22 protein-coding genes and 1 pseudogene are annotated in these 24,044 nt (G+C 63.8%); 14 read left to right on the top strand and 9 right to left on the bottom strand.

Translation table 11 applies throughout. The annotated features are described in order from the left end of the window. The first annotated feature begins 103 nt into the window (after window positions 1–103). Window positions 104–2,329: a glycosyl hydrolase family 18 protein gene (locus PAN08_RS18045; RefSeq protein ID WP_332840086.1), complete on the top strand. Its 2,226-nt coding sequence runs from the start codon at window positions 104–106 to the stop codon at window positions 2,327–2,329. Window positions 2,330–2,569: 240 nt separating this feature from the next. On the opposite strand, the gene PAN08_RS03160 is transcribed toward PAN08_RS18045, so the two are convergent. Next, a complete protein-coding gene (locus tag PAN08_RS03160; protein ID WP_269790099.1) occupies window positions 2,570–3,355 on the bottom strand; it encodes a DsbC family protein in 786 nt (261 codons plus the stop codon). A 74-nt stretch (window positions 3,356–3,429) separates the two neighbouring features. After that, window positions 3,430–4,407 carry a site-specific tyrosine recombinase XerD gene (xerD, locus tag PAN08_RS03155; RefSeq protein ID WP_269790098.1) on the bottom strand — a complete coding sequence of 326 codons (978 nt, stop codon included), beginning with the start codon at window positions 4,405–4,407 and terminating at the stop codon, window positions 3,430–3,432. A gap of 71 nt (window positions 4,408–4,478) precedes the next feature. Here xerD and PAN08_RS03150 point away from each other — a divergent pair, with 71 nt between their 5' ends. Next, entirely contained in the window at window positions 4,479–4,949 is a 471-nt protein-coding gene (locus PAN08_RS03150; RefSeq protein ID WP_269790097.1) for an RDD family protein, read from the top strand. A 98-nt stretch (window positions 4,950–5,047) separates the two neighbouring features. Here the strand turns inward: PAN08_RS03150 and lptG are convergent, their stop codons facing one another. Both lptG and lptF read right to left on the bottom strand, forming a co-directional pair. Continuing rightward, a complete protein-coding gene (gene lptG, locus PAN08_RS03145) occupies window positions 5,048–6,154 on the bottom strand; it encodes an LPS export ABC transporter permease LptG (RefSeq protein WP_269790096.1) in 1,107 nt (368 codons plus the stop codon). Beyond that, window positions 6,151–7,233 (bottom strand): LPS export ABC transporter permease LptF, encoded by a 1,083-nt coding sequence (gene lptF / locus PAN08_RS03140; protein WP_269790095.1) that lies wholly within the window; start codon window positions 7,231–7,233, stop codon window positions 6,151–6,153. Before lptF ends, lptG begins: the two co-directional genes overlap by 4 nt. A gap of 104 nt (window positions 7,234–7,337) precedes the next feature. Between lptF and PAN08_RS03135 the strand changes: the two genes are divergently transcribed. The 5 genes from PAN08_RS03135 (at window position 7,338) to PAN08_RS03115 (ending at window position 13,624) form a co-directional block, all read left to right on the top strand. Then, window positions 7,338–8,810, top strand: coding sequence for a leucyl aminopeptidase (locus tag PAN08_RS03135; RefSeq protein ID WP_269790094.1), 1,473 nt, complete (start codon window positions 7,338–7,340; stop codon window positions 8,808–8,810). Between the two features lie 155 nt (window positions 8,811–8,965). After that, window positions 8,966–9,391, top strand: a complete 426-nt coding sequence (locus PAN08_RS03130; protein ID WP_269790093.1) for a DNA polymerase III subunit chi — start codon at window positions 8,966–8,968, stop codon at window positions 9,389–9,391. 12 nt (window positions 9,392–9,403) lie between these two features. Then, a complete protein-coding gene (locus tag PAN08_RS03125) occupies window positions 9,404–9,595 on the top strand; it encodes a YqaE/Pmp3 family membrane protein (RefSeq protein WP_269790092.1) in 192 nt (63 codons plus the stop codon). Between the two features lie 33 nt (window positions 9,596–9,628). Beyond that, window positions 9,629–12,454, top strand: a complete 2,826-nt coding sequence (locus PAN08_RS03120; RefSeq protein ID WP_269790091.1) for a valine--tRNA ligase — start codon at window positions 9,629–9,631, stop codon at window positions 12,452–12,454. A gap of 345 nt (window positions 12,455–12,799) precedes the next feature. Continuing rightward, window positions 12,800–13,624 carry an EamA family transporter gene (locus PAN08_RS03115; protein ID WP_269790090.1) on the top strand — a complete coding sequence of 275 codons (825 nt, stop codon included), beginning with the start codon at window positions 12,800–12,802 and terminating at the stop codon, window positions 13,622–13,624. 66 nt (window positions 13,625–13,690) lie between these two features. Here PAN08_RS03115 and rimI read toward each other — a convergent pair whose 3' ends face one another. Genes rimI through pssA form a run of 3 tightly spaced genes read right to left on the bottom strand, consistent with a single transcriptional unit; the run spans window position 13,691 to window position 15,422 of the window. Further along, on the bottom strand, window positions 13,691–14,155 hold the full coding sequence (gene rimI / locus PAN08_RS03110) for a ribosomal protein S18-alanine N-acetyltransferase (protein ID WP_269790089.1): 465 nt from the start codon (window positions 14,153–14,155) through the stop codon (window positions 13,691–13,693). A 29-nt stretch (window positions 14,156–14,184) separates the two neighbouring features. Next, a complete protein-coding gene (locus tag PAN08_RS03105) occupies window positions 14,185–14,646 on the bottom strand; it encodes an alanine acetyltransferase (protein WP_269790088.1) in 462 nt (153 codons plus the stop codon). After that, window positions 14,643–15,422, bottom strand: coding sequence for a CDP-diacylglycerol--serine O-phosphatidyltransferase (gene pssA, locus PAN08_RS03100; RefSeq protein ID WP_269790087.1), 780 nt, complete (start codon window positions 15,420–15,422; stop codon window positions 14,643–14,645). Before pssA ends, PAN08_RS03105 begins: the two co-directional genes overlap by 4 nt. Window positions 15,423–15,506: 84 nt before the next feature. On the opposite strand from pssA, the gene PAN08_RS03095 reads away from it, so the two are divergent. The 3 genes and pseudogenes from PAN08_RS03095 to PAN08_RS03085 all read left to right on the top strand — a co-directional run. Continuing rightward, window positions 15,507–15,890 (top strand): DUF4124 domain-containing protein, encoded by a 384-nt coding sequence (locus PAN08_RS03095; RefSeq protein WP_269790086.1) that lies wholly within the window; start codon window positions 15,507–15,509, stop codon window positions 15,888–15,890. Between the two features lie 227 nt (window positions 15,891–16,117). Then, window positions 16,118–17,812, top strand: coding sequence for a proline--tRNA ligase (locus PAN08_RS03090; protein WP_269790085.1), 1,695 nt, complete (start codon window positions 16,118–16,120; stop codon window positions 17,810–17,812). Window positions 17,813–17,966: 154 nt separating this feature from the next. Then, window positions 17,967–18,341: pseudogene (locus PAN08_RS03085) on the top strand (H-NS histone family protein); the annotation flags it as partial. Window positions 18,342–18,398: 57 nt separating this feature from the next. Here the strand turns inward: PAN08_RS03085 and PAN08_RS03080 are convergent. Continuing rightward, window positions 18,399–19,670: a threonine/serine exporter family protein gene (locus PAN08_RS03080; RefSeq protein WP_269790084.1), complete on the bottom strand. Its 1,272-nt coding sequence runs from the start codon at window positions 19,668–19,670 to the stop codon at window positions 18,399–18,401. A gap of 84 nt (window positions 19,671–19,754) precedes the next feature. Between PAN08_RS03080 and PAN08_RS03075 the strand changes: the two genes are divergently transcribed. The 4 genes from PAN08_RS03075 (at window position 19,755) to PAN08_RS03060 (ending at window position 23,399) form a co-directional block, all read left to right on the top strand. Beyond that, window positions 19,755–20,867, top strand: coding sequence for an MlaE family lipid ABC transporter permease subunit (locus PAN08_RS03075; RefSeq protein ID WP_269790083.1), 1,113 nt, complete (start codon window positions 19,755–19,757; stop codon window positions 20,865–20,867). 19 nt (window positions 20,868–20,886) lie between these two features. After that, complete coding sequence (locus PAN08_RS03070; protein ID WP_269790082.1) at window positions 20,887–21,699, top strand: ABC transporter ATP-binding protein; 813 nt, start codon at window positions 20,887–20,889, stop codon at window positions 21,697–21,699. Window positions 21,700–21,819: 120 nt separating this feature from the next. Beyond that, complete coding sequence (locus PAN08_RS03065) at window positions 21,820–22,746, top strand: MlaD family protein (RefSeq protein WP_269790081.1); 927 nt, start codon at window positions 21,820–21,822, stop codon at window positions 22,744–22,746. After that, on the top strand, window positions 22,743–23,399 hold the full coding sequence (locus PAN08_RS03060; protein WP_269790080.1) for an ABC-type transport auxiliary lipoprotein family protein: 657 nt from the start codon (window positions 22,743–22,745) through the stop codon (window positions 23,397–23,399). Before PAN08_RS03065 ends, PAN08_RS03060 begins: the two co-directional genes overlap by 4 nt. On the opposite strand, the gene PAN08_RS03055 is transcribed toward PAN08_RS03060, so the two are convergent. After that, window positions 23,344–23,940, bottom strand: a complete 597-nt coding sequence (locus PAN08_RS03055) for an alpha-ketoglutarate-dependent dioxygenase AlkB (protein ID WP_269790079.1) — start codon at window positions 23,938–23,940, stop codon at window positions 23,344–23,346. The genes PAN08_RS03060 and PAN08_RS03055 overlap by 56 nt on opposite strands. Window positions 23,941–24,044 lie beyond the last annotated feature (104 nt).

Here is a 24,044-nt window from a genome sequence, read left to right as displayed (position 1 = left end):
AGCTGCCGGCATTCCCCCAGAACCCTTTGCCCCTTGGGCTGACGCCTGTCGTCTGCCAGCCCCGGGCATGCCTTTCGCTCGCCATACCGCCAGGAGATTCACCATGAAGGATCATTCCGCAGACCACGTATCGGCCCCACCTCCCTGCCCTACCCCAGCGGGCCGGCGCCCCTGGTTGGCCCTGCTGGCCGTCAGTGCCATTGCGCCCTCGCTGGCCCACGCCGCCGACTGTGAAGGGGTGAAAGCCTGGGCCGGCACCACCATTTACCAGCCCGGCCACACCCTGCAGAAGAGCGGCGTGTTGTATCAGGCCAACCAGACCATCTGGAATGCGCCGCCGGACCACCCGGCCGGCCGCCGCTATTACCGCAATCTTGGCCGCTGCGACGCACCAGCAGGCAATGGGAATGGCGGCAGCGGCGCCAATCAGGCCCCACAGATCAATCTGACCTCACCGGCTTCTGGTTCCACATTCACAGCGGGCAGCGCCATCACCGTGACTGCCAATGCCTCCGACAGCGATGGCAGCATCAGCAAGGTGGAGTTCTTCAACGGCAGCGTATCGCTGGGCGTTGATACCCAAGCGCCGTACAACGTCATCTGGCGCAATGCACCGAGCGGCAGCCACCTGATCAAGGCAGTGGCCACTGACAACCGCAATGCCAGCACCCACTCGGCGACGGTCCAGGTAAAGGTCGTTGCCGAAAACAAGGACGCCACCGCACCCAGCGTGCCCACCGGCCTGCAGGTCGCGGCCCAAACCACGCAGACGCTGCAGCTCACCTGGAATGCGGCCACTGACAATCCGGGCGGTAGCGGTGTGGCCGGCTACGACCTCTATCGCAATGGCACGTTGGTGGCCTCGCCGAGCGTCACACGCCATCTGGATGGTGGCCTGCGCCCCGGCACCCGCTATGCCTATACGGTGCGGGCACGTGACAAGGCCGGCAATGCGTCGGCACACAGCGCCGTGCTCAGCATCACTACCCAGCCTGAAGTCACGGGCGGCGAGAATCCCGGTTCGGGTTCGAATTCCGGCAACGAAGGTGGTCCTGGCTCCGGTTCTGGAACGAACCCTGGCCCTGGAAGCAGCGAAGGCAACACCGGTTCCGGCGACGGCAAGCGCGTGATCGGCTACTTCACCCAATGGGGCATCTACGGCCGCAACTATCGGGTGAAGAACATCGACACCAGCGGCTCTGCCGCACGCCTTACCCACATCAACTACGCCTTCGGCAACGTGCGCAACAACCGGTGCGAAGTGGGCGTCACCCAGATGGCCGATGCCAACAGCGGTGCCGGTGGAGATGCCTTTGCCGACTACACCAAGAGCTTTGGTGCCGGTGAAAGCGTGAGTGGCCGTGGCGACCAATGGAACCAACCGTTGCGCGGCAACTGGAACCAGCTCAAGCAGCTCAAAGCCAAGCATCCGCAGCTGAAGGTGCTGATCTCGCTCGGCGGCTGGACCTGGTCACGCGGTTTCTCCAGCGCCGCACGCCCGGAGAACCGCCAGGCCTTTGTCGCCTCCTGCATCGACGCTTACATCAAGGGCAATCTGCCGTTCACCGACAACGCCGGTGGCCCGGGCGCGGCCGCTGGCATTTTTGATGGCATCGACGTGGATTGGGAATACCCGGCCTCCTGCGGCTTGAGCTGCGGCACGCCAGCCGACCGCGAAAACTTCAATGGTCTGCTGGCCGAGTTCCGTCGCCAACTCGACGCAGCGCGTCCCGGCCTGCTACTGACCGTTGCCGTGGGTGCAGGCATCGACAAGATCCGCGTGACCGATCCAGGTACCTATCACCGCTACCTGGATTTCATCAACGTGATGACCTACGACTTCCACGGTGCCTGGGCGCCCCGCACCAATCATCACACCGCGTTGTTCGATTCGCCGGCCGATCCATCCAACGGCGATGCAAAGCTCTACAACAGCAATGACGCCATCGAGGCTTATATCGGCCGCGGTGTGCCGGCATCCAAGTTGAACCTCGGCGTGGGCTTCTACGGCCGCGGCTGGACCCAGGTGCCCAACGTCAACAACGGCCTGTACCAGAGCGGCCGACCCGCACCAGGCCGCTATGAGGCTGGCATTGAAGACTGGAAGGTACTCAAGACCCTCGGCTGGCCCGTCTACACGGACAAAGTTGCCAAGGCCAGCTGGCTCTATGACGGCACGACGTTCTGGAGTGTGGATACACCGGAACTCCTCACCAAAAAGATGGCCTATGTCAAAGCCCAGGGCCTCGGTGGCACGTTCTTTTGGGAGTTCAGCGGTGATGACACGCAGGGCACGCTGGTAAACACGCTCAGCGATGGCCTGAAGTAAGTTCCTCGGGGATGGGGGATTGAGACGCCCCTTCTGCTTCGGCAGGAGGGGCGTTTCTTTATCTGCCTCCCGCCCCTGCGGCAACGGCAAGCCATGCTCTGCTGCGGCGCTCCCGGGCGGGTCTGGCTAAGCATGGCGCAGCACCCCGCCCCTATCCACCGGCGCCACCACACGCAAAGCAATGCGCCCCGCCTGTTGCCAGGAAGGGCGCATGTTGTTTCAACCACCTTGCAGACCCGCTCAGCGACTGCCGGCGGCGCCTTCAATGCGCTCCAGCGCAGCCTTGAGCTGTGCCGGCGGCAGGTAACCGCCCAACTGGCTGCCATCGGCAGCGAAGATCGCCGGCGTTCCGTTGACGCCCAACTGTTGGCCAAGGTTGTACTGCATGGCCACCGGGTTGGTACAGGTCTTGGACGGCACGGCCGCGCCACCCTTGGCAGCGGTCAAGGCCGCCTTGCGGTCGTCCGAACACCAGACCGAGATCATGTCGGTGTAGTCCTTGCTGCCCAATCCCATGCGCGGGAATGCAAGGTATTCGACCGCAATGCCGTTGCGGTTCAACTCGGCGATGTCCTGATGCAGCTTGCGGCAGTAGCCACACTCAATATCAGTGAACACGCTGATGGTGTACTTGGCATTCGGTGGCGCAAACACGATGCGGTCAGCATGCGGCAAGGTTTCCAGCAGTCCACGGCGGTACTGCAGCAGACCAGCGCTTGTTGCCATCGCACGCTTCCCGATGTCGTAGGGCTGCGACTGCATCAGGAATCGACCATCGTCGGTGACATACAGCACCTGCCCGGACACGATTACCTCACGGAAGCCGGGGAACGGCGCCGCACCGATGTATTCGGGTTTGAAGTTGGGATCCAGCTCCTTGAGCGCGTCACGCACACGCCGCTCGACCGCAGCGTCGGCAGGCGTGGCGGCGGCAGTGGCAGTAGCGGCCGCAGCGGGCGCCTTCTGTTGGGCACAGGCGGTGAGGCTGACCGCACCCAACAGCGCGGCAATGGCAATTCGGAACATCGGCAACCCTGGAAAGGAGGAACCGGCGAATTCTCGCACACCCCCGCCATGCAGGCCTTCGCCCGGCCAATCGTTCAGCCGCGCGGATGGTGCTTGTGGTGCAGTTTCTGCAGGTGTTCTCGCGCAACCAGCGTGTAAATCTGGGTCGTGGACAAGGAACTGTGCCCCAGCAACATCTGCAGCGCGCGCAGATCGGCGCCGTGATTGAGCAGGTGGGTGGCGAAACTGTGGCGCAGGCCATGCGGGCTGATCTTGTCTGGGTCGATGCCCGCCACGGCAGCACACGCTTTGACCAGCACCCAGAACTGCTGACGGCTCAGCGGCTTGCGGTGTGCCCCCACAAACAGCGGCACTTCACCCTCCGCGGTGGCGACCACCGGCTTGCCTCCGCTCAGCAGTGGCCGTGCCTCAGCCAGGTAACGCTCCAGCCAATGCTGCGACTCCTCGCCCAATGGCACCAGACGGTCCTTGCTTCCTTTGCCGGTCACCCGCAACACACCTTGGCGCAGATTGACCGCATTGGCCGGCAGGTTGACCAGTTCGCTCACGCGCAGCCCAGCGGCATACATCAATTCCAGCATGGCACGGTCACGCAGGCCCGTCGGCGTGCTGATGTCCGGCGTATCCAACAATGCGTCAATCTGGCTTTCGACCAATGCCTTGGGCAGCGAGCGCGGCAGCTTGGGCGACTCCAGCAACGACGCTGGATCATCGGCACGCTCACCGCGCTTCAGGCCCTGCGCGAAAAAGGCGCGCAACACCGACAGCAAACGCGCGTTGCTGCGCGCCGACCAGCCGTGTTTGGTACGCCACGCCAGGTAATCAAACAGACCCGCACGATCAATCCCGGCCAAACCACCGCTGGCACCGTCACGCCACCGCGCCAGCCCTTCCAGATCGCGCCGGTAGCTGTCCAGCGAGGCGCGCGCCAAGCCTTGTTCGGCCCAGATGACATCCAGAAATCGCTGGATAAGGCGCTCGTCAGCATCGCGCAGCGGCGGCAGTTGCTGCACCAGCTGGCGACGTTCGGCAGGAGTGTGTGGCGTGGACATCGTCACAAGGATAGGGCCTGCTTCCGCGGCTGCACATGCGCATGGACTGTCGCTGCCTTTATGCTCGACCGATGAGCCCGCCTGTCAACGACATCCGCCGCCCTTCCGCCCTGCTCGGCCGCCGCCTGCTTGCGCTGTTCTATGACTTCTGGCCTGCACTGGCGTTGTGGATGTTGATATCCGCCGCCTTCACCCTCGGCTACACGCTGGCAGGGCACGCCAGCCGCGACAACATCCCTGCCTTCAGCGCGCTGCAGTGGTTGCTGTGGTTGTGCTGTTGGTTGGTCGCGGGGGTGTATGCCACGGTCAGTTGGAAGCGCGGCGGGCAGACCTTGGGCATGCGCCCGTGGCAACTGCACCTGCGTACGGCCTCCGGCGAATTACCCAACGCACGCATGCTGTGGAAGCGCTACGCCGTGGGCAGCGTGTCCCTGCTTTGCGGCGGGCTGGGATTCTGGTGGGCCCTGCTGGATCGCGAGGGGCTGACCTGGCATGACCGGCTCAGCGGCACCCGACTGGTGCGGGTACCCAAGCAATCCTGATTAACGCGAAGACCGCAGTGTCGAGCCACACTCGGTCAGGGCCGCACCGGTAACGCATCGACGGATGCAGGGCTCCGCTCGACCGTCAAGAGTCCTACTCAACCCACCCGCCGTCGCGACAGCCAACCGGAGATGGCCAGCATCAGGATCGGCGGCAATGCGTAGGCGATCCGGTAGTCGAACTTCAATGCACCGGCCATGCGGCCGAAGAACATCTGCAGCAGCATGAAGCCCAGCGCGAACAGCATGCCCAGGAACAGACGCTTGCCCATGCCACCGCTGCGCAATGAGCCGAAGGCGAACGGCACGGCGGCCAGACACAGCGCCAGCACGTTCAACGGATAGAACCAGCGGCTCCAGTAAGTGTCTTCGTAGTCGCGCGCGTCCAGCCCGTTGCGCTTGCGGTACTCGATGCTGGTCTTCAACTCAGCGGCGCTGAGATTGCGGGGCTTGGCCAGGCCGGCAGCCAGCGCGGACGCGTCCAGCTGAGAGTTCCACAACTCACTCTCTACTCGCTGCTGCGTGACCGAGCGTTCGCCGAAGACGTCGCGTCGCACCTTGGTCAGTACCCAGCCCTTTTCATTATGCGTAGCCATGGCGGCATACGTGAGTGTCGCCAACCGCCCATCCGCATCCAGCGTATACAGGCGCACGTTGTGCAGCACCAGGCGCGTGCCCTTATCGCCGTCCAACAACTCTTCGCCGGTCATCGCATTGAGGAAGGTATCCCCCTCGCGCGCCCACAGGCCCGAATAGCGCTCCACCGACAGGTCTGCGTTGTACTTGGCACTGGTCTTCAGCGTGTCAGCTCGGTTCTGCGCCCACGGCGCCAGGGTTTCACCGTTCACCACCATCAACGCGGTCAGCAGTGACAACGCGATGGCCACCGACAAGGCAATCCGGCGCCGCGAAACACCCACCGCGCGCAGTGCGGTCAATTCGGAGGTTGCCGCCAGCTGACCCAGCCCCATCAACGCGCCGATCACCGCCGCCATCGGGAACAAGGTGTAAGCGCGACGCGGCAAGGTGTAAGCAGTGGCCGCCAGGGCGTGGCCGAAGGTGTAGCTGCCGACCCCGATATTCTTGCTTTCGCTGGACAAAGCCATGATGCCGTCCAATCCCAGCAACACCAGCCACACCACCAATACGGTGAACACCACGTTGCGGCCAACGTAGAGGTCATGGATACGCGGGGTCAGCCTCATGCCTTGGCTCCACGCGGGCGCGACAGGCGGCCATCACGGAAGTACAGCCACAGCGCGAATGCCAGCAGCGGTAGGGTCAACCACCACATGCCGGCCGCCAGCGGCAGCTTGCCCTCGGTCAGCCACTGGCGGCCGAGGATGGTCATGTTCACGGCCACCATGTAAGCCAAGAACGCCAGCATGATGCGGCCATAGCGCGACTGCCGCGGTGCGCTGCGCGCCAGCGGCAGCGCCAACAGGGCAAAGGCCAGGGCCAGCAAGGCGGGACTGATGCGTGCGTGCAGCTCGGCCCGCGCCTCGGCGCGCTGATCGCCCAGCAATTTCATGGTCGGCATCATTTCCGGGTCATTCTCGTCACGGACCTCATCACGGTCCGGCAGCGCCATTTCATTGCTGGCATAGCGCATCAGGCTGTAGTCTAGCCCACCGTCATTCGGGCCTTCCACCCGATAACCGTCTTCCAGACGCAGGAAACGCTGGCGCTCGCCTTCCACGAACACCGTGCCGCCATTGGCCGACACCACGTCCAGCCGGTCGTCCTTGTAGCGCTGCATGAACACCTTGCCCATCCGGCTGCCGTCCTCATTGAGCGAGGACAGATAGACCACCCCGCCCCCGGACAGCGTGGTGAACTTGCCCGGCTCCAGCCCGGCCAGCACCACGTTGCGGCTGGCCGCCTCAAGCATGCGCTCGGCAGTACGGTCAGCCCACGGCCCCAGCCACAGCGAGCAGGTCGCCACCAACGCCACCACCGGCAGTACCAGTAGCAATACCGGCTTGAGCAACCGCTTGGGGCCAACGCCGATGGCGGTCAGCACGGCCATTTCTGAATCCCGGTACAGCCGGGCAATGGCCAGCGCCAGCCCCAGCAGCAGGGCCAGCGGCAGGATGATGGGCAGGTAGACGATGAATTGCAGGCCCAACTGCGACAGCAGCAGCCCGGCTGGGATCCGTCCATCGGCAATACGCCCCAGGATATCGACCAGCACCCCGCCCACACTCACCACCAACAGCACGGTCAAAGTGGCCAGAAAGCTCTGGAGGAAGTCACTCAGCAGGTAGCGATCAAGCTTTGCCATGGGGTCGGTGGTTTAAACTCTCGGTTTCGTCCGCGGCACGAGTGGCTCAGCAGCCACACGCAAGTAGCCCGCGATTGTACGGATTTGGCAACGGAATCTGATCAATGTCTCTGGAATTCACCCTGAACCACGCCGCCCCAACCTCTGCTGAGGTGGATTGCATCATCGTCGGCGCCTTCTCCGACAAGTCGCTGTCCCCCGCAGCGCAGGCCCTGGATGCCGCCTCCGGTGGCCGCATCGCGGCACTGGTCGAGCGCGGCGATGTCGGCGGCAAGACCGGCAATACCACTCTGCTGCACGACCTGGATGGCGTCACCGCCCCGCGCGTGCTGGTAGTGGGCCTTGGCGACCCGGCCAAGTTTGGCGTGCCGCAGTACATCAAGGCCGCGGGCGATGCTGGCCGCGCCCTGAAGAGCGGTGCCACCCGCAGCGCACTGTTCACCCTGAACGAACTGGAAGTGAAGGGCCGCGATGCCGCCTGGAACGTCCGCCAGGCCGTAATCGCCGCCAACCACGCCAACTATCGCTACACCGCCACCCTGGGCAAGAAGAAGCCGGACGCCCCGGGCCTGGAGACGCTGGCAATCAGCGGCAGCGATGAAACCGCGCTGCTGCAGGGCCATGCCATCGCCGCAGGTGTGGAATACGCGCGTGAGCTGGGCAACCTGCCGCCGAACTTCTGCACCCCCGCCTACCTGGCGGAATCCTCAGTCAAGTTCGCCGCCGAGCATGAAGGTGCCGAGGCCGAGATCCTGGACGAGGCGCAGATGGAAGCGCTCGGCATGGGCTCGCTGCTGGCCGTGGCCCGTGGTTCGGCCAACCGCCCCAAGCTGGTGGTGCTGAAGTGGAACAACGGTGGTGACGCCAAGCCATACGTGCTGGTCGGCAAGGGCATCACCTTTGATACCGGTGGCGTCAACCTGAAGACCCAGGGCGGCATCGAGGAAATGAAGTACGACATGTGCGGCGGCGCCAACGTCATCGGCACCTTTGTCGCCACGGTGAAGGCCAAGCTGCCGCTGAACCTCGTCGTGGTCGTGCCGGCCGTGGAAAACGCCATCGACGGCAATGCCTACCGCCCCTCGGACGTCATCACCTCGATGTCGGGCAAGACCATCGAAGTCGGCAACACCGACGCCGAGGGTCGTTTGATCCTGTGCGATGCGCTGACCTACGCGCAGCGCTTCGAGCCGGCTGCATTGATCGACGTGGCCACCCTCACTGGCGCCTGCATGGTGGCCCTGGGCCACCAGACCGCCGGCCTGATGAGCAAGCACGACGATCTGGCCAATGAGCTGGTCGCTGCCGGCGAGAACGTGTTCGACCGCGCCTGGCGCCTGCCGCTGTGGGACGAATACCAGGGCATGCTCGATTCGAGCTTCGCCGACGTCTACAACATTGGCGGCCGCTGGGCTGGCGCCATCACCGCTGGCTGCTTCCTGTCGCGCTTTGCCGAAGGCCAGCGCTGGGCGCACCTGGACATCGCCGGCGTCGCCAGCGACGAAGGCAAGCGCGGCATGGCGACCGGCCGTCCAGTGGGCCTGCTGACCCAGTGGTTGTTGGATCGGGTTGCTTGAGCAACAAGGATTGGGTGAGCACGGTCCGGGGAATAAAGGTTCTCCGCGCGTGTAAGCCAATCTTGATGTAGCAAAGCCAAGCATCGAAACCGGGGCCAGCGTCGCGTTCCAGAACCCGACGCCGGCCCCACTTCTCCTTCAACCATCGAGCATTCATGTCCCGAGCCGACTTCTACCTGATCGCCAAGCCGCGTTTTCTCACCGAGCCGTTGAAGCTGGTGTGCGAACTGGCGCGCAAGGCCAACGATGCCGGCCTGTACACGCTCGTGCTGGCGCGCGATCAAGCCCAGGCCGAGGAGCTGGATGAGTTGCTGTGGTCGTTCGACCCGGATGCCTACATCCCGCACCAGATCATCGGTGAGGACGTGGACGAGGAAGAAGCCATCGTACTGATCGCTGTGCCTGGCGCCGATGCACCGGAGCGACCGCTGGTGATCAACCTGCGCGACGAGCCCTATCTGGGCGCCTGCGAGCGGGTGCTGGAAGTGGTGCCGGCCGACCCAGCCGCGCGCGAACCGCTGCGCGAACGCTGGCGCCAATACAAGGCCGCCGGCCATGCGCTCAACAAACATGACATGTAAAGGAAGCCGACGATGCGCCTGCTGATTGCCATCCTGCTGCCGTGGCTGGCCTTTTTCACCATTGGCCGCCCGATTGCCGGCATTGTCTGCCTCATCCTGCAGATCACCTTGATCGGCTGGCTGCCCGGCGCCATCTGGGCTGCCTACGCCGTCAGCCAGTACCACACTGACAAGAAGATCCAGCGCGCGCTCGGCGCCCGCTGATCTCCCTCCCACGCTTCTATCCGGTTCCCCCGCATGACCCAACTTGCCTCCAGCTACGACCCCAAGTCTTTCGAAACGGATCTCTACGATGCGTGGGAAAAGGCCGGCCACTTCAAGCCGTCCGGCAAGGGCGAGCCGTACACCATCCTGCTGCCGCCGCCGAATGTGACCGGTACGCTGCACATGGGCCATGCGTTCCAGCAGACGCTGATGGATGCGCTGATCCGTTACCACCGCATGCGCGGTTACGACACGCTGTGGCAGGTGGGTACGGACCATGCCGGCATCGCCACCGAAATGGTGGTCAGCCGCAACCTGGCGATGGAAGGCAAGGGTGAAACCCGCGATTCGCTGGGCCGTGATGGCTTCATCGACAAGGTGTGGGAGTGGAAGGCGCACTCCGGCAACGTGATTGAAGGCCAGATGCGCCGCCTCGGCACCTCGGCTGACTGGTCGCGCAGCACCTTCACCATGGATCCGGGCCCGAGTGAGGCGGTGATCGAGTCGTTCCTCCGTTGGCACGAACAGGGGCTGATCTACCGTGGCCAGCGTCTGGTCAACTGGGACCCGGTGCTGAAGACCGCCATTTCCGACCTGGAAGTGGAGAGCGTGGAAGAAGACGGCTTCATGTGGTCGATCGCCTACGCACTGGAAGACGGCGCCAGCTACGAGCACATCGCAGTCGATGCCGACGGTGTCGAAACCCTGCGCGAAACCCGCAATTACCTGGTCGTGGCCACCACCCGCCCGGAAACCCTGCTGGGCGACACCGCCGTGATGGTGCACCCGGAAGACAGCCGCTACGCACACCTGATCGGCAAGCGCGTGACCCTGCCGCTGACCGGCCGCAGCGTGCCGGTGATCGGTGATGACTACGTCGACAAGGCGTTCGGCACCGGCGTGGTCAAGGTCACCCCGGCGCATGACTTCAACGATTACCAGGTGGGTGTGCGTCACAACCTGCCAATGATCAACCTGTTCACCCAGACCGCCGCGCTCAACGAAAATGCGCCCGAGCAATACCGCGGGTTGGACCGTTACGAAGCGCGCAAGGTGATCCTGGCCGAGTTGGAAGACCTTGGCATTCTGGTCGAGACCAAGGCGCACAAACTGCAGGTGCCGCGCGGCGACCGTACCGGTCAGGTGATCGAGCCTTACCTCACCGACCAGTGGTTCGTGAAAATGGACGGCCTGGCCAAGCGCGGCCTGGAGCTGGTCGAGAACGGTTCGATCAAGTTCGTGCCGGCCAACTGGATCAACACCTATCGCCATTGGATGGAGAACATCCAGGATTGGTGCATCAGCCGCCAGCTGTGGTGGGGCCACCGCATTCCCGCGTGGTTCGACGAGGCAGGCAACTGCTACGTGGGCCGCAACGAAGACGAAGCACGTGCCAAGGCCGGGCTCGGTGCCGATGTGGTGCTCACCCAGGACAGCGACGTGCTGGAAACCTGGTTCTCCTCACAGCTGTGGCCGTTCTCCACGCTGGGCTGGCCGAACGAAACGGCAATGACCGAGCGCGGTTTTGATCGCTACCTGCCGTCGTCGGTGTTGATTACCGGCTTCGACATCATCTTCTTCTGGGTGGCGCGCATGATCATGGCCACCGACAGCTTCACCGGCCAGATCCCGTTCAAGGACGTCTACATCACCGGCCTGATCCGCGATGGTCAGGGCCAGAAGATGTCCAAGTCCAAGGGCAATGTGCTCGACCCGCTGGACATCATCGACGGCATCACCATCGACGACCTGGTCGCCAAGCGCACGCATGGCCTGATGCAGCCGAAGATGGCCGAGAAGATCGAAAAAGCCACGCGCCGCGAATTCCCGGACGGCATCATCGCCCACGGTGCCGACGCGCTGCGCTTCACCATCGCGGCCCTGGCCACCCACGGCCGCGACATCAAGTTCGACATGAGCCGCGCCGAGGGCTACAAGAACTTCTGCAACAAGTTGTGGAACGCCAGCCGCTTCACCCTGATGAACACCGAGGGCGCGAGCTTCAATGGCGTACCGCAGCCGCGCACCGACGCCGAGCGCTGGATCCTGGCGCGCCTTGCCAAGGTGTCGATTGAAGCGCAGCAGCACTTCGCCGACTACCGCTTCGATTTGCTCGCACAGTCGCTGTACGAATTCGTCTGGAACGAGTTCTGCGATTGGTTCCTGGAGCTGACCAAGCCGGCACTCAATGGTGACAACGCCGACGACGCGGCCAGCACCCGTCACACCCTGCTGTACGTGCTGGAAGCAGTACTGCGCTTGCTGCACCCGCTGATTCCGTTCGTCACCGAGCAGTTGTGGCAGCAGGTGGCGCCGCGCCTTGGTATCAATACCGATTCGCTATCGCTGCGCGCCTACCCGACCGCTGACGAATTCGCCGGTGATTACGCACAAGCCGAAACCGACGTGGAATGGTTCAAGGCCATGGTCAGCGCCTTGCGCCGTGTACGCAGTGAGTTGAATGTGCCTCCGTCCAAGCAGGTGCGCCTGCTGTTGCAGGGCGGCCACGATTCCGACCGTGCTCGCGTGGAGCGCTTCCACTCGCAGCTGCGCTTCCTGCTCAAGCTGGAAAGCATCGAATGGCTGGCGGGTGATGCACAAACGCCGCCGGCGGCCACTGCCATCGTTGGCGAGTTGAAGTTGTTGGTTCCCCTGGAAGGCCTGGTTGATCTGGATGCCGAACGCGCGCGTTTGGACAAGGAAATTGCCCGCGTTTCCTCGGAGAAGGAAAAGAGTGAGACCAAGCTGTCCAAGTTCACCGACAAGGTGCCGGCGGCAGTGGTCGAGCAGGAGCGTGTGCGCCTGGTGGACTGGAACAGCCAATTGGCGGGCCTGCAGGAACAGCGCGCGAAGCTCTGAGGCTTTGCCGATGTGTTGATTGAAAACGCCGCCTAAGGGCGGCGTTTTCTTTTGGGCTGTCGAATGCTCTGGAAGCGGAAAAGCAGAAGCACCCTCATCCGCCCTTCGGGCACCTCTTCTCCCGCGTGCGAGAGAAGGGAGCATGCCGAGCATTACGTGCGCTTCCAGCTCAACGAACGACGGCAGAAAATGCAGAATGGATGCCCCCGGAGCCAATGACTTCCCTTCTCCTGCATGCGGGAGAAGAGGTGCCCGAAGGGCGGATGAGGGGAGCTCTTCGCGCTACACCTTTCCCGCTTCCCACTTTTCCAACTACCCTCCACCAGCCCCAAACACACGCCCTCCATGTCACTGGGAATCTTCTGCGCCGTTCTGCTCGCCGCGCTGTTGCACGCCAGCTGGAACGCCATTGTCAAACTCGGCGGCGACAAACTGCTGACCACCCTTCTGGTCACCGGCTGGGCCGCCGTACTGTCCGCACTGCTGCTGCCATGGCTACCACCTCCCGCCCCTGCCAGCTGGCCGTGGCTGGCCGCCTCCTCCCTGCTGCAGCTCGGCTACTACGTGCTGGTGGCGCGTGCCTACCACGTCGCCGACATGAGCCTGTCTTACCCGTTGATGCGTGGCAGCGCACCGCTGTTGGTCGCGTTGGCAGGCAGCCTGATGTTCGACGAACACCTGCCCCCCAATGGCTGGGCAGGCATCGCGCTGGTCAGCATTGGCATCCTGTGCATGGCCGGCAGCGGCAACCGTCGCACGCTTCAACTGCCGCTGTTCATCGCGCTGGTGATCGCCACCTATACCTTGGTGGACGCGCAGGGCGCGCGTTTGTCAGGCCAGCCGCTGAGCTACACGCTGTGGTTGTTCCTACTGTCTGGCCTACCGCTTCCACTGTGGGCGCTGGCCACCCGCCGCGTGCAACTGCTGGCGTATTTCCGCAACAACTGGGCACGCGGGTTGATTGGCGGTGTCGGCACCACCACGTCCTACGGCATCGCACTGTGGGCGATGACGCTGACACCGGTCGCGATCATCGCCGCCCTGCGCGAAACCTCGATCCTGTTCGCGCTGTTGATATCAGTCATCGTGCTGAAGGAGCGCATCAATCGCCGTCGCCTGCTGGCGGCAGCCCTTATCGTGATCGGCGTGATCCTGCTGCGGTTGGGCTGAAACCCCTGCATCAACCACCTGCGTGCGGGTTTTCCTAATGGCCCACGGATTGCCTGAGTGACCGGGTCACAGCGGCGGCATGGTGGTGATGTCCTCATCCACCAGTTCCATCGCCATCACCAATGCATCTTCGCGCCCGCTCTCGGTCGGGTAATAACGCGGGCGTCGACCGATCTCGTTGAAGCCTTCGCTGTGATACAGCGCAATGGCCGGTGTGTTCGACGGTCGTACCTCAAGGAACACCCGCACCGCACCACGCTGCCGCGCCGCACTTACCAACTCGCGCAGCAACTGGCGGCCGTGCCCACGGGACTGCACCTGCGGATCCACGCAGACGTTGAGCACATGCGCTTCATCGGACGCCATGCTCAGCATGCCGTAGCCCGCAATGCGGCCCTCCAGCAACAACACACGCCCGGGATAACCGGCACGCAGGCAATCCTGGAAGATGCCGGGGGTCCACGGGAACGGGTAAGCGCGAAGCTCAACCTCCATCACCGCATCCAGGTCGTCCTCGAACATCGGCCGCATTGCCGGCCTCGGTTCGCGAGCCCGCGCGTTCACTGCCGTTGCTTCCGCCGCAGTGCACGCAGTTGCGGCCACAGCGCGCGCTTGGCGGCGGGGTCGGCACGCAACTCGGCCAGCGGCCAGCTATCCATCAAGACGCGCGTCTGGGGGTCATTCGGGTTGCATCCAGAAGCGCGCAGCAAGGCAATCTGCAGGCGATCCGGCATGCGCAGACCGCCGGCGCGACGCCCCGCATTCGATGGCGGCTTGCTGGCGGTGGTCACCGGCGTTTCCGGTGCAGGTGCTTGTGGTGCTTCCCGACGCGACGGCGGTGCCGCGCGGGGCGCAGGCGCCGCCATCGGTTCAATTTCGACGGCCACCGGCGCAGGCATGGCCGTCTCGACCAAGGCAAGCGCGTCCAGCGCACTGCCTTCCAGATACACCGTATAGCCCATCGCCTGCAGCCATGCCTGCTGCTGCGCGGACCACACCAGCGTTGGCGCGATGCCGGTCACTGCACCTTGCCGGCCGGCTGACGCCAACGCTGCAGCGCCCACATCACCGGGCCAGACAGCGCATACACCACGCCCACGGCGAACAGCACGCGCGGCGGATCCCACGCCATGATGGCGATGATGATCGGCACCAGCGCCAGCACCAGGAACGGCACACGCTCCGAGCGCGGCCCCTGCTCACCGCCGCCCTTGAAACTCCAGAAGCGGATGCGGCTGACCATCAACAGGCCGGAGACAATCGTCACCGCCAGCGCCACGTAGCGCAGCTCCTCGCCATTCAAACCGAGGTTGCCATCGGCAAAGGCCCAGACAAAGGACATCATCAAACCGGCGGCGGCCGGGCTGGCCAGGCCGATAAACCAACGTTTATCGACCGACCCCACCTGGGTATTGAAGCGGGCCAGGCGCAGCGCCGCGCAGGCCGCGTACAGGAAAGCCGCCGACCAACCAACGCGGCCGAGGACTTCCCCGTCGAACTTCAGCGATGACAGCGCCCAGTGGTACATCACCAGCGCAGGGGCCATGCCGAAGCTGACCAGGTCGGCCAGTGAGTCGTACTGCACCCCGAATTCGCTGCTGGTGCCAGTCAAACGCGCAACGCGCCCGTCCAGCCCATCCATGATGGCGGCCACAAACACCGCGATGCTGGCGTTGACGAAGTCTCCGTTGGATGCGGCGATGATGGCGTAGAAGCCGGCAAACAGCCCGGCGGTGGTGAACAGGTTCGGCAGCAGGTAGATGCTGCGCGAACGCGGCTTGGGTCTCATTTCGTCCATACCGGGGAGTTTAATCGACTTGCCAGCCACGTCACCGGGTGCTGCAATCACCGCCTGCCCAGTTTTACTGTCCCCGGAGTCGCCATGCGTGCCCTGCCCCGTCTCTGCTGCCTGCTTGTGCTGGCTTCCGCCAGCGTCAGTGCCAGCAACCTGTACAAGTGGAAGGACGCCAACGGGGTGACCCAGTACTCCGAGCGCCCGCCGACCGGCCAGCAGTATGAAACCCGCCGCATTGCGGCCAGCGGCGCCCCGGTGGTCGAGGCCGCGCCGGCTGAGGCGGGCGAATCCGAGCAGTGTCTGGGCGCGCGCAAGAATCTGGAGATCCTGGCCGGCAACAACCGGGTAATGCGCGACAGCGATGGCGACGGCAAGCCGGACGCCGAGCTGGACGAAACCCAGCGCGCGGCCCAGAAGCAGCTGGCCGAATCCGCCGCTGCGGTCTATTGCAAGCCTGCTGCCAAGCCCTGAGGTCGGAAGGACACGGGGATTGGGAAATGGGCGACGGAAATTGATTCAGCGCTACGGGCCGATGCTCTGCGGCGCAAATCCTCAGCTTTTGCAGGAGCGGCCAGGGCCAACGCAGCCCCCGCCTCCCGGTTTGGGGCGACCCAGCCCCTGGACATATCCGCGTTAGCACCCCAGCGGGCGACAAGGCTGGCAAAATAGTCGATTCCGCCGTTTTGCGAAGCCCTCCCATGCGCCTGTCCCGCTTCCACCTGCACACCACCAAGGAAACTCCCGCCGACGCCGAGCTGATCAGCCACAAGCTGATGCTGCGCGCGGGCATGATCCGCAAGTTGGCCTCGGGCCTGTACACCTGGTCGCCGCTGGGCCTGCGGGTACTGCGCAAGGTGGAAGGCGTCGTGCGCGAAGAAATGAACCGCGCTGGCGCAGTGGAACTGCAGTTGCCGACCATCCAGCCCAAGGAGCTGTGGGAGGAAACCGGCCGTTGGGAGAAATTTGGCGGCCAACTGCTGAAGATCAAGGACCGCAAGGAGCAGGAGTACTGCTACAGCCCGACTGCCGAAGAAGCGATCACCGACTTCGCGCGTCAGGAGCTCGCCAGCTACAAGCAGCTGCCGGTCAATTTCTACCAGATTCAAACCAAGTTCCGTGACGAAATCCGCCCGCGTTTCGGCGTGATGCGTTCGCGCGAGTTCCTGATGAAGGATGCCTACTCTTTCCATCTGGACGACGCCAGCCTGGTTGCCGAATACGAAAACATGAAGGCCGCCTACGCCCGCATCTTCACCCGTCTGGGGCTGGAGTTCCGCGCGGTGCAGGCCGACTCCGGCGCCATCGGCGGTGACGCTTCGCAGGAATTCCATGTCATCGCCGATTCGGGCGAGGACGCCCTGGTGTTCTCCACTGGCTCGGATTACGCGGCCAATGTCGAAGCCGCCATCGCCGCCGACCCCGCGCCGCGCGCCGCCGCCAGCGAAGAACTGCGCAGGGTCGATACGCCCACGCAGAAGACCTGCGAAGACGTGGCCGCATTGATGGGCATCGCCCTGCTGCGCACGGTCAAGTCCATCGCGGTGATGACCACCGAGAAGGAATTCGTGCTGGCATTGGTCCGTGGCGACCACGAAGTCAACGAGATCAAACTCGCCAAGGTCACCGGTCTGACCGACTACCGCATGGCCAGCGAAGCAGAGATTGCCGAGCACCTTGGCAGCGAGCCGGGCTTCCTGGGCCCGCACAATCCGCGCAAGACAATCCGCGTGGTCGCGGATCGTGATGTGGCAGCCATGGCCGATTTCGTCATCGGCGCCAACGAAAAGGGCTTCCACCTTGCCGGCGTCAACTGGGGCCGCGATCTGCCCGAGCCGGAAGTGGCCGATATCCGCAACGTCAAAGCAGGCGACCGTGCCCGCGACGGCGGTGAATTGAAAATCACCCGTGGCATCGAAGTGGGCCACGTGTTCCAGCTGGGTCGTAAGTACGCCGAAGTGCTCAAGGCCACCGTCGTGGATGAGAACGGCAAGGCTGCGGTAATGGCGATGGGTTGCTACGGCATTGGCGTTTCGCGCATCGTCGCCGCCGCCATCGAGCAGAATCACGACGACGCCGGCATCCTCTGGCCGGTTGCGATGGCGCCGTGGCAGGCCGTGGTCTGCATGATCAACCCCAAGCAGGACGCCGCCGTCATCGCCGCTGCCGAAGCGCTACTGGCTGACCTGCAGGCCGCCGGTGTCGACGCAGCGCTGGACGACCGTGGCCTGCGCCCGGGCGCCATGTTTGCCGACATGGAGTTGATCGGCATCCCGCACCGCATCGTGGTGTCCGAACGCGGCCTGGCAGCAGGCACATTTGAATATCGCGCACGTGATGCCAGCGAAGCTGAGAACCTTGACCGGTCCACGGTTTTGCAGAAAATCATCGGGTAATCTGCGAAGGCCGGGAAATATCCCGGCCTTTTCATTTGCACATAACACCCAAAACGGTATTTGGTTTGTCATTCGCACCGCGCGCCCGTTATTCTTGCGGCGCTGCCACGGATTGGCTTTCCCCATGAACCTATTATCCGGAGTAGTCAATTAGATGAGTATTGATCTGAGCAACCTGTCGGCCAAAGAATTGGCCGCACTGATCCGCGACGCCCAGAAGCGCAAAACCGTTGTTGCCAAGCGTCAGCCAATCACCAAGGTCCGGGCTCAGCTGGCCGCTGCCGCCAAGAAGGCGGGCTACACGATTGAAGAACTGTTTGGCGCCGGCGCTCCTGCCGCCAAGGCCGTGCGTGGTACCAAGGCCGCCAAGGGCACTGCCAAGACCGGCCGCACCCTGCCGAAGGTGGCACCGAAGTACCGCAACCCGGCCAACCCGGCTGAAACCTGGACCGGCCGTGGCAAGCAGCCGCGCTGGCTGGCTGAATTCACCAATCAGGGCCGCAAGGTTGAAGATTTCCTGATTCAGAAGTAATCAGGTTTGAAAATGAAACGCCGGCAGCTGCCGGCGTTTTTTTATTGTCTGTCGTTACAGATTCTTGCGTGCCGGCACCAGCAGGTTACCGAACAGCAAACCGGCCACCAGGGCCATCACCACGTTCAGCACGGTCAGCAAAGCGGACTCCCCGGCGTTCACGTTCTGCTGCTGGGCCAGGTTCAATACCCCCCGCAGGCTGATGCTACCGGGCACCAGCATGATGATGCCGGGCAGCCGGATGATCGCCCCCGGCCGCTGCACCAGCCGGCCAAACAGGTTACCGGCAGCGGTGAGCATCATCGCCGCCAGGAAGATACCGGCCGGGCCACCCCACAACTGCCCGCCATAACGGGAAATGGCATAACCGGCCAGCGAGGCCGCCATCACCCATGGATAATCACGCTTGCTGGCACGGAACAGCATGGCAAAAGCGAACGATGCCACCAGCACCGAGCCCCATTCCACCCAGTCCGATTGCGGCCGCGAGGCCTTGATTACCGGCTCCAGGCCGATGAAATTGGCGATGGTCACCGCGATCATCGCACCCACGGTGAGTTTCATGATGGTGGTCAGCGCACCGGCAAAGCGTGCCGTGCCCGATACCCAATGCTGGCTGGCCAGTTCGTTGACCGCATTGGTCAGCGACATGCCCGGCAGCAATATCACCAGCGAGGCGATGATGGTGGAGTTCAAATTGAGCGGACCAATGAACGAGGCCACCAGTACCGCCACAAAACCGGCCAGCAGCGCGGCCAGCGCATCGCTGGCTTCGCGCGTGGCAACCCGCCGGTCGGTATAGAACAACAGCAGGCCAATCAACAGCCCGGTGACACCGGCGGTAGCGATATCCAGCCAGGGCAGCCGCCACAGACCAGCCACGCCGGCCGAGCCAAGGGTAAAGGAGAGCAGCATCTGGATCTTGCCGCGCACGCCGGGGTCTTTATCCAGTTGCCGCAGCGCGGTGTGGCCCTGGGCGATGCTCATGCGCGCAGTGGAAACCGCGTCGGCGATCTCATCGGCCATGGCCAGTTTATGCAGATCGGTATCGCCGGGCCCCAGGCGGATCACACGGGTGATGTCGCTGGAGCCAATGGCCTGGGTCGGGTCGCTGAAACTCAATATCAAACCTGTCGGGTTTGACCAGGGTTCGCAATCCAGATCCAACTGCTGCGCCAATGCCACCACCGCCGCCTCCAACCGCTGCGCGGTGGTGCCATAACGGTGCAAACGCCCAGCCATTTCTGAAACAAAGGCCACACGCTGTGCATAGGTCGCCCGGCTGGGGGCTGAGACAGGAATGGAGGCAAGGGTTTCGGCGGACATGCCCGGTAGTATCGCCTGAAGCGGAAGCAATGCATCATCCGCGCTCAACGGATGACAAGGTATTCTCGGCACCGGATGCCAATGATGACAAACACCTCCCCACCCAGTTGCACGATGGAACCCGGTACCGAAGGCCAGCTGCGGCTTTCCGGTAGCTGGACGCTGTCCACCGCACTGAGTGCGGTCAATGCGCTGGATGCCAGCGCCAAACCGGTCACGACGATTGACGCGCGGGGAATCGACCAGCTCGATTCGGCCGGCGTGTTGCTGCTGCTGCGTTTCGTGCACAAGGCCGGGCTGGCCGACGACACCTTGCTGTTCCGGCAGGAACACCAGGCCTTGGTCTGCACCATCGAAGAAGTTGCCGATGAACGCCCCCGGCCGCAACGCGACTACGGCGTGGCAGCCGCCCTTGAGCGGCTGGGCCGCTCGGTGCAGGCCATCGGCCAGAACGTGGTGGTGCTGCTCAATTTCCTGGGCGAGAACCTGTCCAAGATGGCCCGCCTGCTGCGTGAACCACGACGCCTGCGCCTGACTGCCACCGTGAACCAGATGGAACAAGTGGGTCTGGATGCGGTGCCGCTGGTGGCGCTGCTGTCGTATCTGGTGGGCGCCGTGATCGCCTTCCTCGGCTCGACGATCCTGCGCGATTTCGGCGCGGAAATTTACGTGGTGGAACTGGTGAACATCGCCTTCCTGCGCGAGTTCGCGGTGCTGTTGACCGCCATCGTGCTGGCCGGGCGCACCGCGAGCGCTTTCACCGCACAGATTGGTGCGATGAAGGCACGCGAGGAGATCGACGCCATACAGACGCTCGGCCTGGACCCCATCGACCTGCTGGTCTTGCCGCGCGTGCTGGCCCTGTTGGTGATGCTGCCCTTGCTCACGTTCATCGCGATGCTCGCCGGCCTGGCGGGCGGCATCACGGTCGGCGCATTCGACCTGGGTATCCCACCGCAGATGTACCTGGCGCGCATGCACGAAACCATGGAGGTGCGGCACTTCCTTGTCGGCCTGTCCAAGGCGCCGGTGTTTGCATTGATCATCGGCCTCATCGGTTGCCTGGAAGGCCTGAAGGTCGAAGGCACCGCGCAATCGGTAGGCGAACGCACCACCTCCAGTGTGGTGCAGACCATCTCGTTGGTCATCATCCTCGACGCCATGGCCGCGTTGTGGTTCATGCACATGGACTGGTAGGCGGACTGCACGGACGATGATGGCAATTTCTTCCAACACCCCGGAAAAATCCGCAGCGGACATGGCCATCCGCGTGCGCGGGCTGGTCAACCGTTTCGGTAGCCAGGTCGTGCACGATGAGCTGGACCTGGACGTGCGGCGCGGCGAGATCCTGGGCGTGGTCGGTGGCTCGGGCACCGGTAAATCGGTGTTGATGCGCTCCATCCTGAGCCTGCGCAAACCCGACGCAGGGCAGATCGAAGTGCTGGGCATCGACGCCCTTTCGGACAACCCGGCCGACCGCCTGCAGATCGAACGCCATACCGGCGTGCTGTTCCAGGACGGCGCCTTGTTCTCCTCGCTCACCGTCGGCGAGAACGTGCAGGTGCCGCTCAAGGAGCACCACCCGGAATTGAACGAACGCTGGCACTACGAGCTGGCGCTGTTGAAAGTGAAACTGGCCGGCCTGCCGGCCGATGCCATCAACAAACTGCCGTCACAGCTGTCCGGCGGCATGCGCAAACGCGCCGGCCTGGCCCGTGCACTCGCGCTGGATCCACCGCTGCTGTTTCTGGACGAACCCACCGCCGGCCTGGACCCCATTGGTGCAGCGGCGTTCGACCATCTCATCAAGACCTTGCAGGAAGCATTGGGTTTGACTGTTTTCCTCATCACACACGATCTGGACACGCTTTACGCTATCTGTGACCGGGTGGCCGTGCTGGCCGACCGCAAGGTGGTGGCGTGTGCACCGCTGCCGGAGATCGAACAACTCGACCATCCGTGGATACGTGAGTACTTCCACGGCCCCCGCGCCAGGAGCAGGGCACAGGGGGCGGGGAACCCGCAATGAACCTCGCCCACGTCCTTGCCATTGACGCTCACCGCGGGTGCTGCACTTCGCCCGACAACGATCACGTTCGAGCAGCATCCGTCTTCCCAGTCCCAGCCCCCCATTTCCCGCAGTGAAGCCATGGAAACCAAAGCCAACTACGTCCTGATCGGCGCCTTCACCCTTGTGGTGGCCATGGCGCTGCTGGTGTTCGGCCTGTGGGCAGCCAAATATTCCTCCGACCGCACCTGGCAGGAATACCGCGTGGTGTTCACCGAAGCTGTCACCGGCCTGTCGGTCGGCAGCCCGGTGCAATACAACGGCATCGCGGTGGGCTCGATCACCGAGCTGACGCTGGCCCCGGATGACCCGCGCAAAGTCATCGCCAAGCTACGGTTGAATTCGACCACGCCGGTGAAGACCGACACGCGCGCCAAGCTGGCCATCACCAGCCTCACTGGGCCTTCCATCATCCAACTCAGCGGCGGCACGCCAAAAGCGCCAGCCCTGACGGCCTCCAGCCGTGAGCCCATTCCCACCATCGCCACCGCACCCTCGGCACTGCAGAACATCACCGACGTGGCCAACCGCGTGGTCGAGCGCATGGACCAGTTGCTCAGCGACAAGAACGTGGCGCGCATCTCAACCACGCTGGCCCACCTGGAAACCATCAGCGGCGGCCTGGCCGACCGTGACGCAGGCACGCAGGCGCTGTTGGTCGAAGCACGCGATGCTGCACGCAACCTCAACACCACGCTGAACACCGCCAACGGCGCCATCGCCAACCTCGACCAGAACGTGCTGCGGCAGCTGCCGGCCACGCTGGACAAGCTCGACACCAGCCTCAGCAAGCTCGACTCGGCGGCCGGCAATGCCGACGCCATCCTTGGCGAGAACCGCGCCGCCATCAACAGCTTCGCCAACGACGGCCTGGCGCAACTCGGCCCAACCCTGACCGAGCTGCGTGGCCTGATCCGCGACCTGCGCCGCGTCAGCGACCGGCTGGAGAACAACCCGGCCCGCTACCTGCTCGGCCGCGATGCCCCGAAGGAGTTTGAACCCAAATGAAGCGCGCCCTGCCGATCAAACTGCTCGTCCCGCTGTGCCTGCTGGCACTGTCCGGCTGCTCGATCCTTGCTGGCGGCGACCGTCAATCCACCACCATCTATGCGCCGCAGGTACGCGTCACCGCCGATCCCGCATGGCCGCAGGTGAGCTGGCAGTTATCCATTGCCAAACCCAGCGCCGCGCGTCTGGTCGACAGCCCTCGCATCAACGTGCGCCCGACCCCCGGCGAGTTGGAGGTATACCGTGGCGCGACCTGGTCGCAACCCGCCACCGATATGCTGGAGGACACCGTGTTGCGAGGCTTTGAGGATTCGGGCCGGATCGGCGCCGTGGCACGTATCGCCACCGGCATTCGTTCGGAATATAAGCTGACGACCGACCTGCGTCGCTTCGAGGCGGACTACCGTGGCGGCGACATGCCCGCAGCCACCATCGAACTCAACGCCAAGCTGATCCACAGCATCGACCAGCGTGTGGTGGCCTCACGCACCTTCCTGGTTGTCGAACCGGCAACCTCCGCCGAGCTGCCCAGCGTTGCCCACGCCTTTGAGGGCGCGCTGGACAAGGTGGCGAACGAGTTGATCGGGTGGACCTTGATCAGCGGCCAACAGGATGTGAGCCAGCCCACTGGCCTGAAACCCAGCGGAAAGTGAGGTTGATGCGCTCGCCCAACGGGCGAGCGGTCTTCGGCAATGCATGCTGATAGAAGCGCTGGGTATCGCCGGCCATCACCAGCACATCGCCGTGAGCAAGCAAGAATTCGGTCGTCAACGCATGATCGTCGCGGCGGCGTAGCAGGAAGCGCCGCGTTGCGCCCAGGCTTAATGAGGCAATTACCGGGCGCTCACCCAGTTCAGGCTCGTCATCGCTGTGCCAGCCCATGCTGTCGCTGCCATCGCGATAACGATTGATCAACACGCTGTTGAACTGCGCTGCGCAGGCCTGCTGAAGACGTTCGCGCAAAGGCAGCAACGGGAGCGGCCAAGGCCGCGGCACGAAATCGGCCCCCGAGTAACGGTAATGCGCCTGCGGATCACCGACCCAGCAACTCAGCCGGGGTGAATCCACCCAACGCCCGAACATGCGGATGCGGTGAACCTCCCAAGGCACTGCTTCCCGTAATGTCTGCAGAAAAGCCGACGCTTCGGCAGGCAGCAACCAGCCGGGAAAGTAGCGGATGTTGGCTTGTATCATGCTTTTTCTGCCAACAGGCTGCGTTCTAGTTTGCTCGTTCATGCCACACCCCTCAGAATCGCGCATGGCGTCTGGCTCCAAAGCTTCTGAACCATGTGCCATCG

Source organism: Stenotrophomonas sp. Iso1 (assembly GCF_027497995.1).
Lineage (GTDB): Bacteria > Pseudomonadota > Gammaproteobacteria > Xanthomonadales > Xanthomonadaceae > Stenotrophomonas.
Note: the sequence above shows the minus strand (reverse complement) of the source record. Positions and strands in the feature narration are given on the sequence as shown.